A 15,725-nucleotide genomic window follows, 5' to 3' on the forward strand; every position below is an offset into this window, starting at 1 on the left:
GTTCGAAGTGTGACAGGCGTCTCGATCCTGACATGGAAATGAGCGCAGGCACCCTGGCGCGAAACGCAAGACAACTCGCGTGCGCCCGCACGCGAGCAACATCGACCCCTATCAAGGTCTGTCAGCCGGCGAGCAGGATCTCGATCGCGCGCGGGAGCGGGATCGCAAGCGGCGTCAGGTCCTGTTCGACCAAAAAGCGCAGCTCATTCCTGGACAGCACATCCGGCTCCACGATGCCGTAATGAACACCGGCCGAGCGCTTGGTGAGCTGCCGCGCATAGGTTCGCAGCAGCTGATCGTTGAAGCGGCAGCCGATGAAGAGAAATCTTCGGCCATTGCGCCGCTCTTTCACCACATCGGGGATCGGCGTCTGAATGTCGATCTCGGTCAGCACCTCGACATAGTCGGCGTCAGAGATCAGGAAGTTCCTGGCAGGCAGCACGCCGCCGTGCGGCTTGTAGAGGACCGTGGTCCAGCTCTGCGCCACAGCGCGATCGACCTCTCTGCCCTCCGCATCATAGAAGCGATACCAGCGGTCCTCGCCGATGCCGGCGCGGCTAATGCCCTGCAGCTCGCCCCACCCATGGTGCTTGCCAAGCGCCGCACGCATCGCGCCGTCATACCAGGCATCGACGATGAGAGGCGGTGATAGGGCGGCGAGATGATGATGCAGTGGCGTCGGCTCGACCGGCGCAGCAAAGGCCTGCGCCATCAATGCCGTCACGGTGGAGCGATGCTTGTTGCTCTCGATGTGCTGCGCCGACGCCCAGACATTGCCCTTGGCCCGGCGCGGCAGCGCTACCTTGGCAGCGAAGAAGCCAGCCAAGGCCTCCGGCGTCATCGGCGCATCCGGATTCGACAACGCGGCGAGGCCAGGTCCGAGATAGGGAACAATGCTGCCGGCACGCAGCCTAGTTGCTACGTCAGTGAGAATCGCCTCCGCATCGGCCGCGTTAACAAAGTCGATTTGCGGGGCCCTCTTCATCGCTCATCCGCGCCCCCACCACGCTTCCTGGCATTTACCGTGATCGGGAGCGGCGTATCGCTCGCCATCTCGGGCAGATCGAGCACCCAGCCATTGGCTATTCTGATCCAGCCGCCCCACAACATCTCGTGCTCCGATTCAACGATCGGCTCCTCGAGATCTTTTTTCGGCACGTAGATCGACAGGCCTGCCTCCGGAGAGCGGCGAATCATGATTTTCATCAGATCAACTCGTGTATCAGGGCGAATTGCTGGCGTGATTGGGATGCTCTCGTGATATGGTGCGCAGGTGAGCCAGAATGCCGGGCACTATTCGGACGACCTGATCGACTTCTTCGACGGTGGTTTCACGCGACAAGGAAAAGCGCACCGCGCCGCGTAGGATCCTCGGAGGCACGTTCATGGCGCGCAGCACATGAGACGGCTTCATTGAGCAAGAGCTGCAAGCTGATCCGTGCGAAGCGGCAATGCCCGCGCGATTGAGATGGTGGACGATTGCTTCGCCTTCGAGATCTTGGAAGGCGATGTTAGCCGTATTCGGCAGCCGGTTGCTGACATCGCCGAGCGCTATGCAGCGGCAGTTGTGCAAGATCGCCTGCTCCAGGCGATCGCGCAACGCACCAATGCGAACGCGCTCGGGCTCGAGGCGCTCGGCCGCAAGCTCCGCAGCTTTTCCAAGACCGATGATGCCCGGGATGTTCTCGGTTCCGCCGCGTCGTCGTCGTTCCTGTGCCCCGCCCCAGATCAGCGGCCTGAATTTCGTGCCATTGCGTAAATAGAGCGCTCCGATCCCTTTGGGGCCATGCAGCTTATGCGCCGACAGCGAGAGCATGTCGATAGCACTGTCTTTCAAGTCGATGGGCTCCCTGCCTACAGCCTGTACCGCATCAGTGTGAAACAGCGCGCCCGCCGCACGCGCCAACCTAGCCAGAAACTCCACCGGGAAAATCGTACCGGTCTCGTTGTTGGCCCACATAACCGACGCGATCGCCGTGCGTGGTCCAAGCGCCCAGCGAAAGGCCTCAACGTCGAGCCGTCCGCGCGAATCCACCGGGATCACATGCGTCTTGATGCCCCTTGTCGCCAATTGCTCGACCAGCGTGAGGATGGCGGAATGCTCGACGGAGGTGGTGACAATCTCGTCGCGCCCTTGCTGGGTCGTAAGCGCAGAAAGGATGGCGGCGTTGTTGGACTCGGTCCCGCCGGAGGTGAAGACGATCTCATGATCGTGGGCGGCCCCCAGCAAACCCTGCAGGCTGCGGCGCGCCTTCCCCACCGCGCCCGCGACCTCGCTGCCGAAGGCATGGGTGGACGAGGCATTGCCGAACTGCTCTGTGAAGAACGGCAACATGGCTTGCAAGACACACGGATCTGTCCGCGTGGTCGCATTGTTGTCGAGATAGATCGGCACAATCGCCTCGTTCAATGCCGCGCATTGGTGGCGCCGGCGACCGGGATCAGGCGAACGAATTCGCCGAGCCTTTCGACCAGCCGCGCCTGAATGCCTTCTAGCGTCGCGCTTGAAAGCTTGCAGAATACGCAGGCACCAGTCAGCTTGACCATGATCTTGCTGCCCTCGATCCCGACCAGCTGACAGTCGCCGCCGTCGCGTTGCAGATTGGGCCGGATCTCCTCGATCACGGCGCGAATGAGCTGCTCCCGATTGGTCTCAATGACCGGCGGTTGCTTCAGTTGTTCTGGTTCCACCAGCATGCTTCGATTTCTCTTTTCATCTGCCGAAGGATTTGCCGCAGGAGCAGCTCGAGCTGACGTTTGGGTTGTCGAAGGTGAAGCCCGAGCCCTCCAGCGCCACCACGAAATCGATCGTCGTGCCGGCGAGGTGCTCATGGCTCTTATTGTCGACGAACACCTTGATCCCGTCGCGCTCGATGACGGTGTCGTCGGACTTTGCCTCGTCGGCGAGGCCCATCTTGTATTTGAATCCGTCGCAGCCGCCAGCCTCGACCATGATGCGCAGGCCGCTCGTCGGCTGCGCCGAAGCCGAGATCGCGCTCTTGAGCGCATTCACTGCGCTATTCGTCAGATTGATCATGGCACCCTTTATTTTCCCGAGTCGTTTGCATGGTAATTGGCAAGTTGCATGCCAGCGCCCACGAGATTGACAATGCTCACCTTTTTTTCGAAACGCGCCTGTTGGCTTTGCGACGGGTGTCGGGTTGCTGACAAAGGTCTTCGAGGGATCGCGCCGGCTTTGCGTGTCTTCTTTATGGATTCCGGGGATGAGCGTTACGAACGCGGCGGCAAACAATTTGCATTGCGTCTCCCGCCGCCGGAGTGTCCGGCGATTGTCTTGGATCGAGGGATGATTTTTCATGACTGCAATCGATAACACCGCGCTAGGCCGGTTGGAGAAGGAGGGGCGCCTGCTCAATGCCATATTCAAGGGCGGGACCACCAAGCAGGGCCGGTTCGGCTTTCGCGGCGATATCGCCCTAAAATTCCAGGACCAGGTCGCGGACGAGAAGCGGCCGCCCCACTATTCGATCGAGCAGGTACTGACGGTCGTGCAGGAAGGCGAAAGCACCATTCCGGTGCTGGCCGGCTATCTGCACTGCTTCGCCTATCTTGCTGATGTCGCAAACGTTCTTGACGGCGCGCTAAGCCCTGATGGCAGCTACTTCATGTTTTGCAACAACATAGACCTGTTGGCGAAATACCGAATCAAGCTCGGTGGTATCACCTTCAACGTGCTGCCGTGCGAAGAATCCACCGTTTGGAAGGAGATGATGGACCTGGTCGGCGTCGACAAGAATGACATCAAGAAGCTCGACGCGCCCGGCAAGCTCGACTACCTGCTCGACGCAACCAAGGATGTCGATGCGTCCTATGATGAGATCTCTTACGAAGACGGGCTGAAGAGGATGGAACCCGTGAGAAACCGTAACGAGAACCGGCCGGTCTAAGCGCCGGCTTTAGCTTTAGCCAGAGGAATCCTCCTCCTCGACAAGCCGCACGCCGGTCACGCAGATATCGCCGTCCAGCACTATCAACGCGACCGGCGTGAGACTGCTGCCCTTGCACGGGCCGTCGACACAGCGGCCGGTGCCGAGCTCGAAGGTCGAGCCGTGCTTGCCGCACATCAGCCGGATGCCGCGGGGATCGAAAAACTGGTTGCGTTCCCAGTCCAGATTGACGCCATTGTGCGGGCATTTGTTGAGATAGGCAAACACCCGCTTGCCCCAGCGCACCACGGCAATGGGCCACGGCCTGTGGCTGCCGTCTTCGTCGACGATCATGAGGTGGAAGCCCATGGCGCGCTGGCTTGGAATATCGTTGAACCCGCAAATCGCATAGGCGATATTCGGTTGCGACCGCTGCTCGTTCATGACAAGAGAACCTTCAATTGATCATCCTGCGATCAGCCTTGCAAAAATCGCGCAAAGTACCGGATCGCCTTACCTTTCTTAGGTCGCAAGCGAGACCACAACTAATTGCAACCGTTGCACGATCGACGATTTGCGCTTTGCGGCCCTCCGAAGGTGGAGGTCACACGTTCGAATCGTGGCGCCATCTTGTTTTTCCCTCCTCGAAAAGCATCCAAGAGCTTGAAAGGCATAGTCGTTTTTGGCGCTCGAAAGCCCTCTTTCGGGCAGTACGCCAGATGCTCCGCAAATGTCAGTCGGAGCACCAGTTTTTGAAGCGCCAAATTGCCGGAAACCCAGAGTTCGTAAGGCTTTGAGAGGAAGCCAACGGCGAGTTCGAACAACTCCTCGAACGAGCCGGGCTTCTTCCCCAACTGCTCCTGCTTTTCGGCGATGAGCAACTTCTGCTTTTCTAGTTCGCTTAGGCAGCGCTCGTAGGCCCTGGCGACTTCGGTCGAAGGCGTGCCGACGATGAGGTCTATGAGCCGTTGTGTTTCTTTTTCGATCTTCGCGGCCTCGCGCTTGTGGCTGTCAGCAAGCTCAGCCAGCTGGGTGGTCCGTTGTCCGATCTCATGGGCGCGCGGGCTACGCCGTTGATGCGATCTTGAATTCGCTCAAACGTCTGGAGACTGACCAGCGGCTCATGCTTGCCCTACGTCGCGATTCGGGCTGTCCGCAAGATGTGTGCTGTCATACAGCACCATCTTGGCAAGGGAGGCCCCGCTGCGCGCCTCCCCTTGCATTCCTCCCGGCTCATGACGCGCATCCGGCATCGAGCCATCTGACGCGTCAACGTTGCGGTCGGTATGACGAGACGGCTGGGACCCTCTGCTCTACCTACACGACTCCGGACGAGTGAGGTTCGTCGAACTTGCGGTCAACTAGTCTCATAGTACACCGACTTGCGGCGGCGCTCACCGACTGGGGATAATCACAGTGACAGCCGTCAGCGCCTTCACCGGATAAATCAGCAAAAGCACATTGAATGTCGTGTCGAAGGCCTCGGCTACGCATTCATGCGCCTGGCCGTTTCGATCTGTAATCGACACAGTGGTGGGACGTGTCATCTTCCTTCCGACTGGCAAAACCCTGCCAAGTGAATGGTCAAGCGTGATCTCGGTCTCGTCAGGACGGCGAAACTGCCGCAGGTAGTCAGGAGACGCCTCGATGCGCCGAACTTTGGCCCGCGCGCCGGTCTTCTCGCAATACGTGACTGGCTCGAGAACATAGACGGCGCAGGCGCGGTGATGCGTGCGCGCAAATTCACGGCATGACGCATAGACCGATGCACCGAACTTGCCGGCCAGCTTCATCGGTGTCTTAAGTTCGAGTTTGTGATCGGCCGCCATCGATGCGTAGCCGTCACCCTGAAACAGAACGAACCGGGCAAAATTGTTGGCCTCGCGCTCGAAGAGGTCAGAGATGGTCGGATCGAGCGTTTTCTCGCAGTCATGGAACAATCGGAACGCACTGCGGTGCGAGGGCAGCTCGTGATGTCCGGCCTCATGCAGTTTGAGGAAGTTCTGCTTGGACTTGTGGACGGTGTCGTCGATATGAATCAGCTGTTCGCCCGCATCATAGATGCCGAACACCTTGGCGATCGCGGATTTGAGTGCGACTGCGGCGCTCTCGGCCTTGCCGAGCAGGTAGTCTGTAATGCGCCTTGGGTCGAACGCGCTTGCAGGCGCAACTTTCAGACTGGCTGCTTCGAGAATGACGGCGGTCGGTGTCGGATAGATGCCCCATGCAGAGGCCCGATCCAGTGCGCGCCGTGCAGCGGCCTGCACGGCGCGCAACTCTTCGGGGTCGAGACTACTGTCGTCAGCCTTGGCCACCAGGTTTTTTCCTGCTGCGCAGATATCCCAGGAACTGGACGAGCTGCGCTTCTTCTTCATCTGTGAGGTTATGGCCTGCGAACGTCGCGACGCGGCCATGGCGCTGCTCGCCGCCGCTGCGCGAGCGTGTCGGCACGATATAGCCGGCGCGCTCCATCAGATCCTCGTAGCTGATCGCGTACAGCTCTGAGAGCGCGTGCAAAATGTTTGGGTTGGGTTTCTTGATAAGTCCGTTTTCGATTTGAGACAAGTACGCGTTGGACACGACCTTGTTGGTAGCCTTCTCCACGTCACGCTGCGAGAGGTCGCGATCTTCGCGAATTGAGGCGAGATATTGTCCAAGCGTGAGCTTGACCTCTGGCTCAACGCTCTTCCGTGCCATGACTTCGCTCCTCCAAACTTCTTGATTCCGTTCATGTATTTAGCTCCGGGTGCTAAGAATGTCAAGCGCGCCTGCAAAATGCTTGACATTCTTTGCATGCCACCTTATCTTATCACTATCGGGCCGGCGATGGGCTGGCGCCAAGATAGAGGTACTTTACGATGAAAAATGCACTCACTGGCGGCCAGGCCCGCGATCACCACGTCGAGACGGAGCCGGCGCGCCGTCCCGGGCCGGACGGCAAGTTCTTCACCACCGTCAACGACATCACCGTCAAGTTCTCGGACGCGACGCCCGCCGGCGAACGCATCCTGGACAAGGCGGGGTTCAAGCCGGCCGGAGATTTTGTCCTGATCCAGCTGATGCGCCGCGGCACCCGTTCGATCGGGCTCGACGAAACCGTCGACCTGACCGCGGCGGGCACGGAGGCGTTTCGGGCGTTCAAGAGCGACCGCATCCTCCGTTTCACCATGGACGATCATGGCTACGAGTGGGGCGTGCGGACGATCGCCGAGCCTGAGCTGCGCGTCATCGGCCGGGTCCGCGACGACGAGGTGATCATCCTGGAGCGCGACGGCAAGGACGTCGAACTCAAGGCCGACGACCATCTCGATCTCGGCGAGAAGGGCACCGAGCATCTGCAGACCGAAAAGCGATTGATCACGGTCTTCTTCGAGAACGAGCCTCGCGAAATTCGTCGCGGGACCTACTCGACGGAGCAGCTGAAAACTCTGTTCGGCGTCCAGGAAGGTTACGTCCTCGAGGTCATCAACGAGGAAGGCAACCTCACCGAGCTGAAGCCGGGCAAGCGGCTGCGCGTCAAGGACGGCATGCGCTTCTTCGAGCAGGTGCCCTGCGGGGGCTCGTCGTGAGCGACGCCGCGCAGCTCGCAGGCCTCAAGGCCATGCACCAGGATGCCGTCCTCCTCAAGGAGGGCGGCAAGCCTGTCGCACTGTTGCCCGCTTTCGGCTTCGTGGCCGGGGACAATCCCTACCGCATGGATTTACTCCTCGTGCCCTTCGCGCATTCCGGTTACGAGACGCGCCTGTTCTTCGAGCGCAAGATCGATGGACGCGGTGCCAACTGGAACCAGCATCGCGTCATCGAGCGTAACTGGTGGGCGCCGTCCTGGAATCACGTGCCCGCCTCGCTGCGGTGGACGCAGATGCTGCTGGCGCATCTGAGGGCCGTGGCATGAATATCCGCTTCAAGATAATGAGCACTTTGCTCGCCGCAATCCGTGCCGATCTGCGGCGGCCGCACGCTTTCGCACATGAACGGGTCGGATTCATTGCAGCCGGCCTTGCGGCCGCGCATGACGAGTTGCTGATCCTCGCGCGCGACTACCGGCCGGTCCGCGACGAGGACTATCTGCGGGATCAGAGCGTCGGCGCCATGATCAGCGCCGAGGCCATCCGCGGCGCGCGCCAGTGGGCGATGAACGAGCGCGTCGCCATCTTTCACGTGCATATGCATGGCGGCCGCGGCGTCCCGGGCTTCAGCGGCGTCGACAACCGGGAGAATGCCCGTTTCGTGCCGAACTTCGTCTCGGTCGCACCGCATGCCGTGCACGGTGCCATCGTGCTCAGCGATACAGCAGCCTTCGGTCAGGTCTGGCTGGACCGCAAGTCGCCACAGCCCTTCATCACCCGCTTCGCCGAGGTGGGCATGCCCATCCGGAACTGGAGAGCCGCATGACCCGTCTCGACCGCCAGAGCTTCCTTGGCGCTGACAGCAATGCCATTCTTGAAACTGCCACGATTGGCATCGTCGGTCTGGGCGGCGGCGGCTCGCATGTCGCGCAGCAGGCGGCGCATATGGGCATCGGCGGGTATGTGAACGCCGATCCGGACGTCATCGAAGAGACGAATACCAACCGGCTGATCGGCGGGACCTTGGCCGACGTTGCGGTCAGCATGCCCAAGGTGTCGATTGCCGAGCGTCTCATCCGCGGGCTTCACTCGAAAGCCCGGATCATCTCCGTGCAGGTCGACTGGCGCGACGCGGCCGACGATCTCAAACGCTGTGACGTCATCATCGGAGCGGTCGACGGGTTCAAGGAGCGCGAGCAGCTCGAGCGGTTCGCCCGCCGGCATCTCATTCCCTATATCGACATCGGCATGGACGTGCACGACCTGGGCAAAAAGGGGTTTCTCGTGAGCGGCCAGGTGATCCTCTCGATGCCGGGCGCGCCCTGCATGCGCTGTTGCGGCTTCATCACGGATGAGCGTCTGGAGCAGGAAGCCAATCGCTACGGGGCGGCCGGCTCGCGCCCGCAGGTCGTCTGGTCGAATGGCGTTCTGGCGTCGACGGCCGTGGGATTGCTGACTCAGGTGCTCACCCCCTGGTATCAGAACCCGCCGAAATTCGTCTTTCTCGATTACGACGGAAACAAGGGTACGATGACGCGGAACGCGCGCATGGAGCTGTTGCGCGATCATGTGTGCCCGCATCATCCGCCTGATGAGACCGGCGATCCCATGTTCGATATCCGCAAGCAGTCGTTTCGCCCGCGGCCTGCGGCGGCGCCCGAACCCGCGCGGCGGTGGTGGCAGCGGATTTGGAATCGACTTTCTGGAAGAGGCGAAACGTAGCAGACAGCATGCCACACCTCGTCCACAGATATCCATTTGATATATCTAATTTATTTTTATCTGTGGACGAGTTTTCTATAGGTGTAGGAGAATTCGTCCACCACCGCTATGCTGGTGACCCAGTGCGTTCGTTTTCGACTGACCGTGATATGGCCCAAGAGAACAAAAAGACCGACATCGAAGCTGACTTCCTCCAGCTTGCCCGCACGGCGCTTTCAGGACGCACCCAGGACGTCCAGGTGGTGCTGCGCCGCGCCGCCAAGCGCTATCAGCCTCTGGTGCCGCAGTTCGCCGAGGCGCTGACAATGCTGCTGCACGAATTGCCCTCTCCTGCGTCTCCCTTGCGTCGCCAGGCTGAGGTGCCGCTCCCCGTCGACCTAGACTCGCGCTTGCATCTGATGCGCGTGGAGCCAGAGCCGGCGCTCGATCACGAACCTGTCTTCGCCACGGACCTCGAGGCCTCGTTGCGCCAGATCGTGGGGGAACGGCGCAATCCGCAAGCGCTCGCCCGTGCCGGCCTCGATCCGACAAGGGCAGCCCTGTTTCTTGGTCCTCCGGGCGTCGGCAAGACCATGGCCGCGCGGTGGGTTGCGCGCGAACTGAAGCGCCCGCTTCTCATTCTGGACTTGGCGGCCGTGATGAGCAGTCTGCTGGGCAGGACCGGCAGCAATCTGCGTCATGTCCTGGAATACGCCAAGACCATTGACTGCGTTCTGCTGCTCGACGAGTTGGATGCCATCGCCAAGCGCCGCGACGACCGCGGCGAGATCGGCGAGTTGAAGCGGCTTGTCACTGTCTTGATTCAGCAGATTGACGATTGGCCGACCTCCGGCGTGCTGCTGGGCGCCACCAATCACCCGGACCTCCTCGATCCGGCGATCTGGCGCCGCTTCGAGCTGCATGTCGAATTCCCGCTGCCCGACCGGGATGGGATCGAGCGCTTCATTGCCGGGACGCTCGCGCCTTACTTTCCGGCGACGAAAGAATGGAGCGCCGTGCTGGCCGTGGCGTTCGCCGGCCGCTCGTTCAGCGATGTCGAACGAGACCTCTCGGCAGCTCGAAGAAGCGCCGCTCTCAGCAACACGCCGCTCGAAGAGCAACTTGCGGGTATCTTGGCCCATAAGTCCCTCTCGAGAGCAAGACGGATTGAGCTGGCCGCGTCCCTGGTCGATCAGGGTATGTTATCGCAGCGCAAGGCGCGTGAGCTGACAGGTGTCGCGCGCGATACCATCCGCAGCCACACGGCGCCGCGGGTGACGAAGACTCATCGCAAGAACGGCAGAGACAGGCCATGACGAAGCGCAATTTTTTGCTCGGGAAGGGCGAGCGTCTTGTCGAGGATGTTGCGGGCGTCCGGGGCGGCGCACCGAAAAGTCATCCCTACACATTCTCCGAAGCGAGGGACCGCATCGCGCCGATGCTGACGCGCGTCGTGCGCGGCATCGATCAGTTGCCGGACTCGGCCTGTCCAGACAATCGGGCGGTGGCAACCGTCACGCTCAACCCGGAATACATCGCCAAGTCATACTTCCCGGAACGACTCTTTGAATCGATCGGGCTCGAGCCGGTCGGCAGCCGGCCGCGCCGCATCACCCCGCAGAAGCGCTCGAAGGGCCGTGAGCCGGAAGAGACCATCACCACCGAACTGTTCGTCATGGGCACCCGCGACGCGTTTCGCGCCTGGCGCAACGCGCTGCCGCGCTGGGGCGAGGATGTGACGGGCGCCAATGAACTACCCACCATCGAGCAGGTGGCCGCCCCATCGCCGCGCGACAAGATCAAGGGCCGGTTGCCGAAGAGCGGCAAGACCTTGTTCGAGGTCGTTCTTCACAGCGACGGCGGGACGGGCTCAAACGGCATCATTCCGCTGTTCAAGGACTACCTCGATGAGATCGGCATCGATCAGCCGCTCGACCGCCGGTTTTCGGCGGGCGGGCTGTGCTTCGTCGAGTTAGAGGCCCCAGTCGAGCTCGCCGACGATATTGCCACCTTCACGCCCGTGCGTGCGCTGCGGCAGATGCCATCCTTGCGAATGTTGCGGCCGACCTTCCGCTCTTCCCGTGTCGCGATGGAGGATATCGCGCTGCCGGCTACCGGTCCCGTCGATCCCAATATCCGCGTTGCGATTTTCGATGGCGGCGTGCCGAAGAACCATCCCATCGGCAAATGGGTGAAGTCCATCGAGCCGCCCGGCATCGGCAAGACTATCGGCGACTTCCAGAAACACGGCGTTGGCGTCACCTCCGCGTTCCTGTTCGGACATATCGACCCGGCTAATCCGGTGGCCCGCCCCTATGCGCCGGTCGATCATTACCGTGTCCTTGATACGGCGCCTGGTCAGAACCCGCACGAGCTCTACGAGGTGCTGGCACGTATCGACCAAGTGCTCGTCGAAAAACAATATCAGTTCGTGAATTTGAGCATTGGCCCCCGTCTTCCGATCGAAGACGACGACGTTCATGCTTGGACTGCCGTGCTCGACGACCGGTTGTCGCGCGGCACGACCCTGGCCACAATCGCTGTCGGGAACGACGGCGATAGCCCGGCGAAGGGCGGCTTCAACCGCATCCAGGTCCCGGCCGACTGCGTGAATGCTCTTGCCGTAGGTTCCTGCGACAGCCCTGAGGCGCAGTGGCAGCGCTGCATTTACAGCTCCGTCGGCCCAGGCCGCAGCCCCGGCGTCGTCAAACCTGACTTCGTCGAATTCGGCGGCTGTCTGCAACGACCCTTTATCGTGGTTAGCGAAACGGCAGCCGCGGCCTTCGAGGCGACCGAAGGGACATCTTTTTCCGCGCCGTCCGTGCTCCGTATGGGCGCAGGCGTGCGCGCGCATTTCGGCGACAACCTGAGCATGCTTGCCATTCGGGCCTTGCTGATTCACACGGCCGAGACATCCGATTATCCGTGCGAAGACGTCGGGCGCGGCCGCGTCGCGCGTTCCGTGCAAGACATCGTGCTGTGCGACGACGACACCGTACGCGTCGTCTACCAGGGCAGCATCGTGCCGACCCGCTATATCCGCGCTCCGATTCCAGTGCCTTCCGGCGTCATTCCGGGCAAGGTTACGATCACGGCAACACTCTGCTATCCGACTGGGGTCGATCCGCATCACCCCGACAACTACACACGCGCCGGGCTTGAGCCGACCTTCCGCCCGCATGATCAGAAGCGCAAGGACCCCAGTCAGGTTCACGCCGACAGCAAGAGCTTCTTCGGCAAGACGCAAAGCGGCTTGATGGAAGACGAGCTGCGGCGCGACGCGTGGAAATGGGAGAACTGCCTGCATACAAGCGTGACCTTCATGGGCAAGACTTTGCGCAACCCCGTGCTCGACATTTACTACAATGCGCGTCTTGGCGGCCGAAACTTCGCGCCGAAAGAGGAGTTGCCCTATGCGCTTGTTATCAGCGTCCACGCCAAGCATCTGGGCGACCTCTACGATAAGATCGTCCGCAAGTACGCACGGCAGCTCGAAACGTTACGGCCAGTCGTTGAGATTCCGGTGACCACCTGATCGGCGGGTATGGTAATCCCGGCGTAGCCTATTTTTGGGCGATCACTTCCTTCACGCGACAAAGGGCGTTGGGCAAGTCTTCCCTAATTTCATCACTGGGAATGCGAACAGCGCGGATACCGAGTGCTGCGGGCTTGTCGGTAATGACAGCGTCCTTTGCCTTTTGCTTGGCCCGCGCTTGGTGTCCTCCATCGCAGAACATAGCAATGCGTTCATCCGGGAAGAACAGGTCCGCCTCCGTCACCAGACCCTCGCGGTGGCGGAACTCAACGTCGTTCCAGAGATGGTACAAGAAGGAAACGTTGCCCCATCTCCATAACGAGCATCTGGCACGCGGGAAACAGCTTCTCCTTCGCCAATGCCTGGATGACGAACTATTCGATGGGCGTTTCAGGGTTGAGCGTGAGTGGCCAGTCCCATTGGCCCATCGGCTGCAAAGTGAAGCTCGCCTCGGCACCGGCGTCGGCCAGTTTGTCCTTGGCGACATTCAACGCGAGGCTTGTAGTCCCGAAATGCACCGGGCCGTTGCGGAAGCGTCTGGTTATTGTGGTGGAGAAATGCACTTGCAGCGGCAATATGCAGAGCCAGGTCGGCGGCGATTTGGGGCCGTACAAATGGATCTCTTTCTCCGTCTCTTTCAGGAAAACGCATATCCCTGCAACTCGAGAGCGGTCCGTCCGCCCACGGTGAGCGGGCTTCTCAAGAGCAATGTCTGAAGCGATATAACGGCTTGCTGCCAGCAAAGTGTCCCGCGCGGGCTATGCCGACACATTAAACGGGTCGGCTAACCTATTGATCAATAATAACTGCGCGTCGAAAGAACGAGCCGATCTTGGCTACAAGAACGAGCTGTTTAACGCGGTTGCCGTAAAAAACGAGTCGACCTCCGCAAGCCTTTGAAGTTCTTGACTTTCATCCGATCGTCGAGCGGATAAACACGGGCGTCACCATCGCGTCGGCATCGGTTCTTTGTTAACCGCTTCGAACCGTTGCTGCTGGGGTACGGGATCAGCATTCCTCGGCACCCACAAACAGGCGCCGAGATGCTTGCCTTGTGGATGATTTTGGAGCGACTTTGGACGCGCTTCGCCGGTCCAGATGAACTTCGGCAGAACTACACGGAAGGCGTAGCGATACATGCTCTGGCCACGAATATGCTCAAGGTGCATCAGCACTCGCAATTCGTAGACCTTGTGCCGCATTTGAGGATGCTCGCGGATGGCGCGATCCACCTGAGGGAGATCCCGCCGGCGCACCGGATGCATACAAGAAGCTGATCGAGCTCTATTGGGCTGGTCTTTGCCTAGGTGCCGGTCTGACGCTCGAACTGCATCCCCACAAAGGCAGACGGGAAGAACCTTGATATCATAACGCGCGCCGGTTTGCGGAACGCGAGACACGACTATGCCTTCAAAACGGTCCGATCGCCACATACGCAAAACATGCTAGAGCACCTCGAAAGGCATTCGTCAGATCGAAGCGTCAGTGAGTACTGAAGGGATAGTGGTGTTTCATCTGACACCGGGGCTGCAGCAAGCGCACGAGATCTGGCCGGACGGCGGCTACTTCTCAGACGAGCTAGTCCCGGTGGGGGATCGCGTCGAAAGCTTGTCGGCAGATGATAACTCGCATCGTCACGGACAACGATTAGTCAAAGATCGACGGCATGTTTCGCGGGACCAAGACGGCAGGGTCTATCCTCTGTCTCGCGTTTTGCCCGACCGTCGCAGCGCACCCTTTAACCGGCAACCCCGTCGTTCAAGTCACAACGGAGAATCCGATTTCCAATGCGCTTGGAACCGAGTTGACGGTTCTCAATCACGATACAGACGGTTCTCGGCTAAGTTAGTGCTGACCTCCGAGCGGTGACTTGGGGCAAGACGGGGTCGAGCTCTTCCTGCTCAAGGGTCTTGGCGCCCTCCTCCGCCAGATAAGTGGCGAGCGCAGCTATGCCGGAATCCGACAGGCATCGCGCTGGTGCGGCCTTTTTAGGCGGAACTTGTCCAGATTGCTTGGCGATTTCGATGCTCATGAGGTGGGGACGGATCGGACGTCCGATAGCGCGCTCGATTGTGTGGAAAATCCAGGTGCCGTCCGGATCGATGTCCGACCAGTGGAAGATCGGCGTGCATTCGGACACCATTCCTGCGATGACCCGGAGCGCCTCTTGCGTCGCGAGCGAAGGATATCCACCCACGTACATCGTTGTTCCCAGTCGCCCGGGGTCCGCCTCGGCGATATGCCTGTTGAAGCTTGCGAAGTTTTCGACCGTCAGAACGTAGACCGGGGGCTCCCGGAAGCGGATACGATCTGCCTCCTTGGGCGTTATTCCGAGATAATGCGGAGAGATCCGGGACAGATCGGCCTCGTCGAGATCGATCCGCCCCGCGATCAGAAGCGGCGGGGCGAAACGCTCAAGCCCGATAGTCCGCAACGCTTCGCGCGGTCGCGCGCCCGGCGGAAATTCGAGGATTCCGCTTAGAAGTCGTACGACGGCGCCTTCGTTGCGTTCGAGTGTCTTGCTGTCGCCCACCGTCTTCCGGGAGAACGTCTTATAGTCGACGTCCAGGTGCTTGTTGTCCAGAATCGCTTGGGCCAGCGCGAACGCGTCGCGGAGCCTCTCGACGTCGGACGACGCGAATCCGTGCCACGTCTTCCCTCGCCCCCAGACGTCGGCGATACCCGCAGCGCTTTCCTTCAGTCCGTCGTGCAGCGACAACCCGGCGACGAGACGCCCGGCAGCATCTTCGGCGATCCGCGACGCCGGGGTGCGGCCGAGGCGTTCATACAAGACGCCCGCCGACACCAGCCGCACGTGTGCGACTTGGTCCCGCCTGGCGCCGCGCCCCCAGCCGAGCGAGACCGCGCCGATCTCTTCAGCCTCCTTGATCTGTTTCAGGAAGGCGTCGGCGGCCGGGACAGACGGGAAAGCGGCATAATCGGGGTGCGCGAGCGGGCTTGAGGCGCCGGCCTCGAACCGGTCGAGAAGATCGCCTAACAGTTCCTTCGCGTCGGTGAAACGGCGCGGCATGG

General features: G+C 60.8%; 20 protein-coding genes. 7 read left to right on the forward strand and 13 right to left on the reverse strand.

The genetic code is table 11. The features are described 5' to 3' along the window. Positions 1–121 precede the first annotated feature (121 nt). Genes LMTR13_RS26655 through LMTR13_RS26675 form a run of 5 tightly spaced genes read right to left on the reverse strand, consistent with a single transcriptional unit; the run spans position 122 to position 3,037 of the window. Complete coding sequence (locus tag LMTR13_RS26655) at positions 122–985, reverse strand: SIR2 family NAD-dependent protein deacylase (RefSeq protein ID WP_065730368.1); 864 nt, start codon at positions 983–985, stop codon at positions 122–124. Continuing rightward, the gene (gene nifT, locus LMTR13_RS26660) at positions 982–1,206 is read right to left on the reverse strand and encodes a putative nitrogen fixation protein NifT (RefSeq protein WP_065730369.1); all 225 of its coding nucleotides are present in this window, start codon (positions 1,204–1,206) and stop codon (positions 982–984) included. The genes LMTR13_RS26655 and nifT overlap by 4 nt, the downstream gene beginning before the upstream one ends. Before the next feature lie 16 nt (positions 1,207–1,222). Then, positions 1,223–2,410 carry a cysteine desulfurase NifS gene (nifS, locus tag LMTR13_RS26665; protein WP_156795815.1) on the reverse strand — a complete coding sequence of 396 codons (1,188 nt, stop codon included), beginning with the start codon at positions 2,408–2,410 and terminating at the stop codon, positions 1,223–1,225. Continuing rightward, positions 2,407–2,697 carry a NifU family protein gene (locus tag LMTR13_RS26670; RefSeq protein WP_065730370.1) on the reverse strand — a complete coding sequence of 97 codons (291 nt, stop codon included), beginning with the start codon at positions 2,695–2,697 and terminating at the stop codon, positions 2,407–2,409. The genes nifS and LMTR13_RS26670 overlap by 4 nt, the downstream gene beginning before the upstream one ends. A 16-nt stretch (positions 2,698–2,713) precedes the next feature. Then, positions 2,714–3,037 (reverse strand): HesB/IscA family protein, encoded by a 324-nt coding sequence (locus LMTR13_RS26675; RefSeq protein ID WP_065730371.1) that lies wholly within the window; start codon positions 3,035–3,037, stop codon positions 2,714–2,716. Between the two features lie 280 nt (positions 3,038–3,317). Here LMTR13_RS26675 and LMTR13_RS26680 point away from each other — a divergent pair, with 280 nt between their 5' ends. After that, a complete protein-coding gene (locus LMTR13_RS26680) occupies positions 3,318–3,908 on the forward strand; it encodes a hypothetical protein (RefSeq protein WP_065730372.1) in 591 nt (196 codons plus the stop codon). Positions 3,909–3,923: 15 nt separating this feature from the next. On the opposite strand, the gene LMTR13_RS26685 is transcribed toward LMTR13_RS26680, so the two are convergent. The 4 genes from LMTR13_RS26685 to LMTR13_RS26700 all read right to left on the reverse strand — a co-directional run bounded on the left by LMTR13_RS26685 (position 3,924) and on the right by LMTR13_RS26700 (position 6,584). After that, on the reverse strand, positions 3,924–4,331 hold the full coding sequence (locus tag LMTR13_RS26685; protein WP_065730373.1) for a Rieske (2Fe-2S) protein: 408 nt from the start codon (positions 4,329–4,331) through the stop codon (positions 3,924–3,926). A gap of 101 nt (positions 4,332–4,432) precedes the next feature. After that, positions 4,433–4,768, reverse strand: a complete 336-nt coding sequence (locus LMTR13_RS26690) for a hypothetical protein (RefSeq protein ID WP_065730374.1) — start codon at positions 4,766–4,768, stop codon at positions 4,433–4,435. Positions 4,769–5,281: 513 nt separating this feature from the next. Continuing rightward, a complete protein-coding gene (locus LMTR13_RS26695) occupies positions 5,282–6,202 on the reverse strand; it encodes an ImmA/IrrE family metallo-endopeptidase (RefSeq protein ID WP_065730375.1) in 921 nt (306 codons plus the stop codon). Beyond that, on the reverse strand, positions 6,189–6,584 hold the full coding sequence (locus LMTR13_RS26700) for a helix-turn-helix domain-containing protein (protein WP_065730376.1): 396 nt from the start codon (positions 6,582–6,584) through the stop codon (positions 6,189–6,191). The genes LMTR13_RS26695 and LMTR13_RS26700 overlap by 14 nt, the downstream gene beginning before the upstream one ends. Before the next feature lie 161 nt (positions 6,585–6,745). Between LMTR13_RS26700 and LMTR13_RS26705 the strand changes: the two genes are divergently transcribed. The 6 genes from LMTR13_RS26705 (at position 6,746) to LMTR13_RS26730 (ending at position 12,692) form a co-directional block, all read left to right on the forward strand. Further along, positions 6,746–7,456, forward strand: a complete 711-nt coding sequence (locus LMTR13_RS26705; protein ID WP_065730377.1) for a multiubiquitin domain-containing protein — start codon at positions 6,746–6,748, stop codon at positions 7,454–7,456. Then, positions 7,453–7,782 carry a hypothetical protein gene (locus LMTR13_RS26710; protein ID WP_065730378.1) on the forward strand — a complete coding sequence of 110 codons (330 nt, stop codon included), beginning with the start codon at positions 7,453–7,455 and terminating at the stop codon, positions 7,780–7,782. The genes LMTR13_RS26705 and LMTR13_RS26710 overlap by 4 nt, the downstream gene beginning before the upstream one ends. Beyond that, entirely contained in the window at positions 7,701–8,282 is a 582-nt protein-coding gene (locus LMTR13_RS26715; RefSeq protein ID WP_236843147.1) for a hypothetical protein, read from the forward strand. The genes LMTR13_RS26710 and LMTR13_RS26715 overlap by 82 nt, the downstream gene beginning before the upstream one ends. Next, positions 8,279–9,178, forward strand: coding sequence for a HesA/MoeB/ThiF family protein (locus LMTR13_RS26720; RefSeq protein ID WP_083219242.1), 900 nt, complete (start codon positions 8,279–8,281; stop codon positions 9,176–9,178). The genes LMTR13_RS26715 and LMTR13_RS26720 overlap by 4 nt, the downstream gene beginning before the upstream one ends. A gap of 149 nt (positions 9,179–9,327) precedes the next feature. Then, a complete protein-coding gene (locus LMTR13_RS26725; RefSeq protein ID WP_065730380.1) occupies positions 9,328–10,473 on the forward strand; it encodes an AAA family ATPase in 1,146 nt (381 codons plus the stop codon). Beyond that, positions 10,470–12,692 (forward strand): S8 family peptidase, encoded by a 2,223-nt coding sequence (locus tag LMTR13_RS26730; protein ID WP_065730381.1) that lies wholly within the window; start codon positions 10,470–10,472, stop codon positions 12,690–12,692. Before LMTR13_RS26725 ends, LMTR13_RS26730 begins: the two co-directional genes overlap by 4 nt. A 28-nt stretch (positions 12,693–12,720) precedes the next feature. Here the strand turns inward: LMTR13_RS26730 and LMTR13_RS26735 are convergent, their stop codons facing one another. The 4 genes from LMTR13_RS26735 to LMTR13_RS26750 all read right to left on the reverse strand — a co-directional run bounded on the left by LMTR13_RS26735 (position 12,721) and on the right by LMTR13_RS26750 (position 15,723). After that, positions 12,721–12,936, reverse strand: coding sequence for a PDDEXK family nuclease (locus tag LMTR13_RS26735; RefSeq protein WP_210184844.1), 216 nt, complete (start codon positions 12,934–12,936; stop codon positions 12,721–12,723). 130 nt (positions 12,937–13,066) lie between these two features. Next, on the reverse strand, positions 13,067–13,306 hold the full coding sequence (locus LMTR13_RS42955; protein ID WP_065730383.1) for a hypothetical protein: 240 nt from the start codon (positions 13,304–13,306) through the stop codon (positions 13,067–13,069). Between the two features lie 330 nt (positions 13,307–13,636). Continuing rightward, on the reverse strand, positions 13,637–13,924 hold the full coding sequence (locus LMTR13_RS41285) for a hypothetical protein (protein ID WP_156795816.1): 288 nt from the start codon (positions 13,922–13,924) through the stop codon (positions 13,637–13,639). Between the two features lie 608 nt (positions 13,925–14,532). Then, positions 14,533–15,723, reverse strand: a complete 1,191-nt coding sequence (locus LMTR13_RS26750) for a Wadjet anti-phage system protein JetD domain-containing protein (protein WP_065730385.1) — start codon at positions 15,721–15,723, stop codon at positions 14,533–14,535. Positions 15,724–15,725 lie beyond the last annotated feature (2 nt).

Source organism: Bradyrhizobium icense, assembly GCF_001693385.1.
Classification (GTDB): Bacteria; Pseudomonadota; Alphaproteobacteria; order Rhizobiales; family Xanthobacteraceae; genus Bradyrhizobium; species Bradyrhizobium icense.

What these genes read in the sequence shown, in the direction of transcription:
- LMTR13_RS26655 (WP_065730368.1), bottom strand. Translation starts at nt 985, where the DNA reads ATGAAGAGGGCCCCGCAAATCGACTTTGTTAACGCGGCCGATGCGGAG.
- nifT (WP_065730369.1), bottom strand. Translation starts at nt 1,206, where the DNA reads ATGAAAATCATGATTCGCCGCTCTCCGGAGGCAGGCCTGTCGATCTAC.
- LMTR13_RS26670 (WP_065730370.1), bottom strand. Translation starts at nt 2,697, where the DNA reads ATGCTGGTGGAACCAGAACAACTGAAGCAACCGCCGGTCATTGAGACC.
- LMTR13_RS26675 (WP_065730371.1), bottom strand. Translation starts at nt 3,037, where the DNA reads ATGATCAATCTGACGAATAGCGCAGTGAATGCGCTCAAGAGCGCGATC.
- LMTR13_RS26680 (WP_065730372.1), top strand. Translation starts at nt 3,318, where the DNA reads ATGACTGCAATCGATAACACCGCGCTAGGCCGGTTGGAGAAGGAGGGG.
- LMTR13_RS26685 (WP_065730373.1), bottom strand. Translation starts at nt 4,331, where the DNA reads ATGAACGAGCAGCGGTCGCAACCGAATATCGCCTATGCGATTTGCGGG.
- LMTR13_RS26700 (WP_065730376.1), bottom strand. Translation starts at nt 6,584, where the DNA reads ATGGCACGGAAGAGCGTTGAGCCAGAGGTCAAGCTCACGCTTGGACAA.
- LMTR13_RS26705 (WP_065730377.1), top strand. Translation starts at nt 6,746, where the DNA reads ATGAAAAATGCACTCACTGGCGGCCAGGCCCGCGATCACCACGTCGAG.
- LMTR13_RS26720 (WP_083219242.1), top strand. Translation starts at nt 8,279, where the DNA reads ATGACCCGTCTCGACCGCCAGAGCTTCCTTGGCGCTGACAGCAATGCC.
- LMTR13_RS26725 (WP_065730380.1), top strand. Translation starts at nt 9,328, where the DNA reads ATGGCCCAAGAGAACAAAAAGACCGACATCGAAGCTGACTTCCTCCAG.
- LMTR13_RS26730 (WP_065730381.1), top strand. Translation starts at nt 10,470, where the DNA reads ATGACGAAGCGCAATTTTTTGCTCGGGAAGGGCGAGCGTCTTGTCGAG.
- LMTR13_RS26750 (WP_065730385.1), bottom strand. Translation starts at nt 15,723, where the DNA reads ATGCCGCGCCGTTTCACCGACGCGAAGGAACTGTTAGGCGATCTTCTC.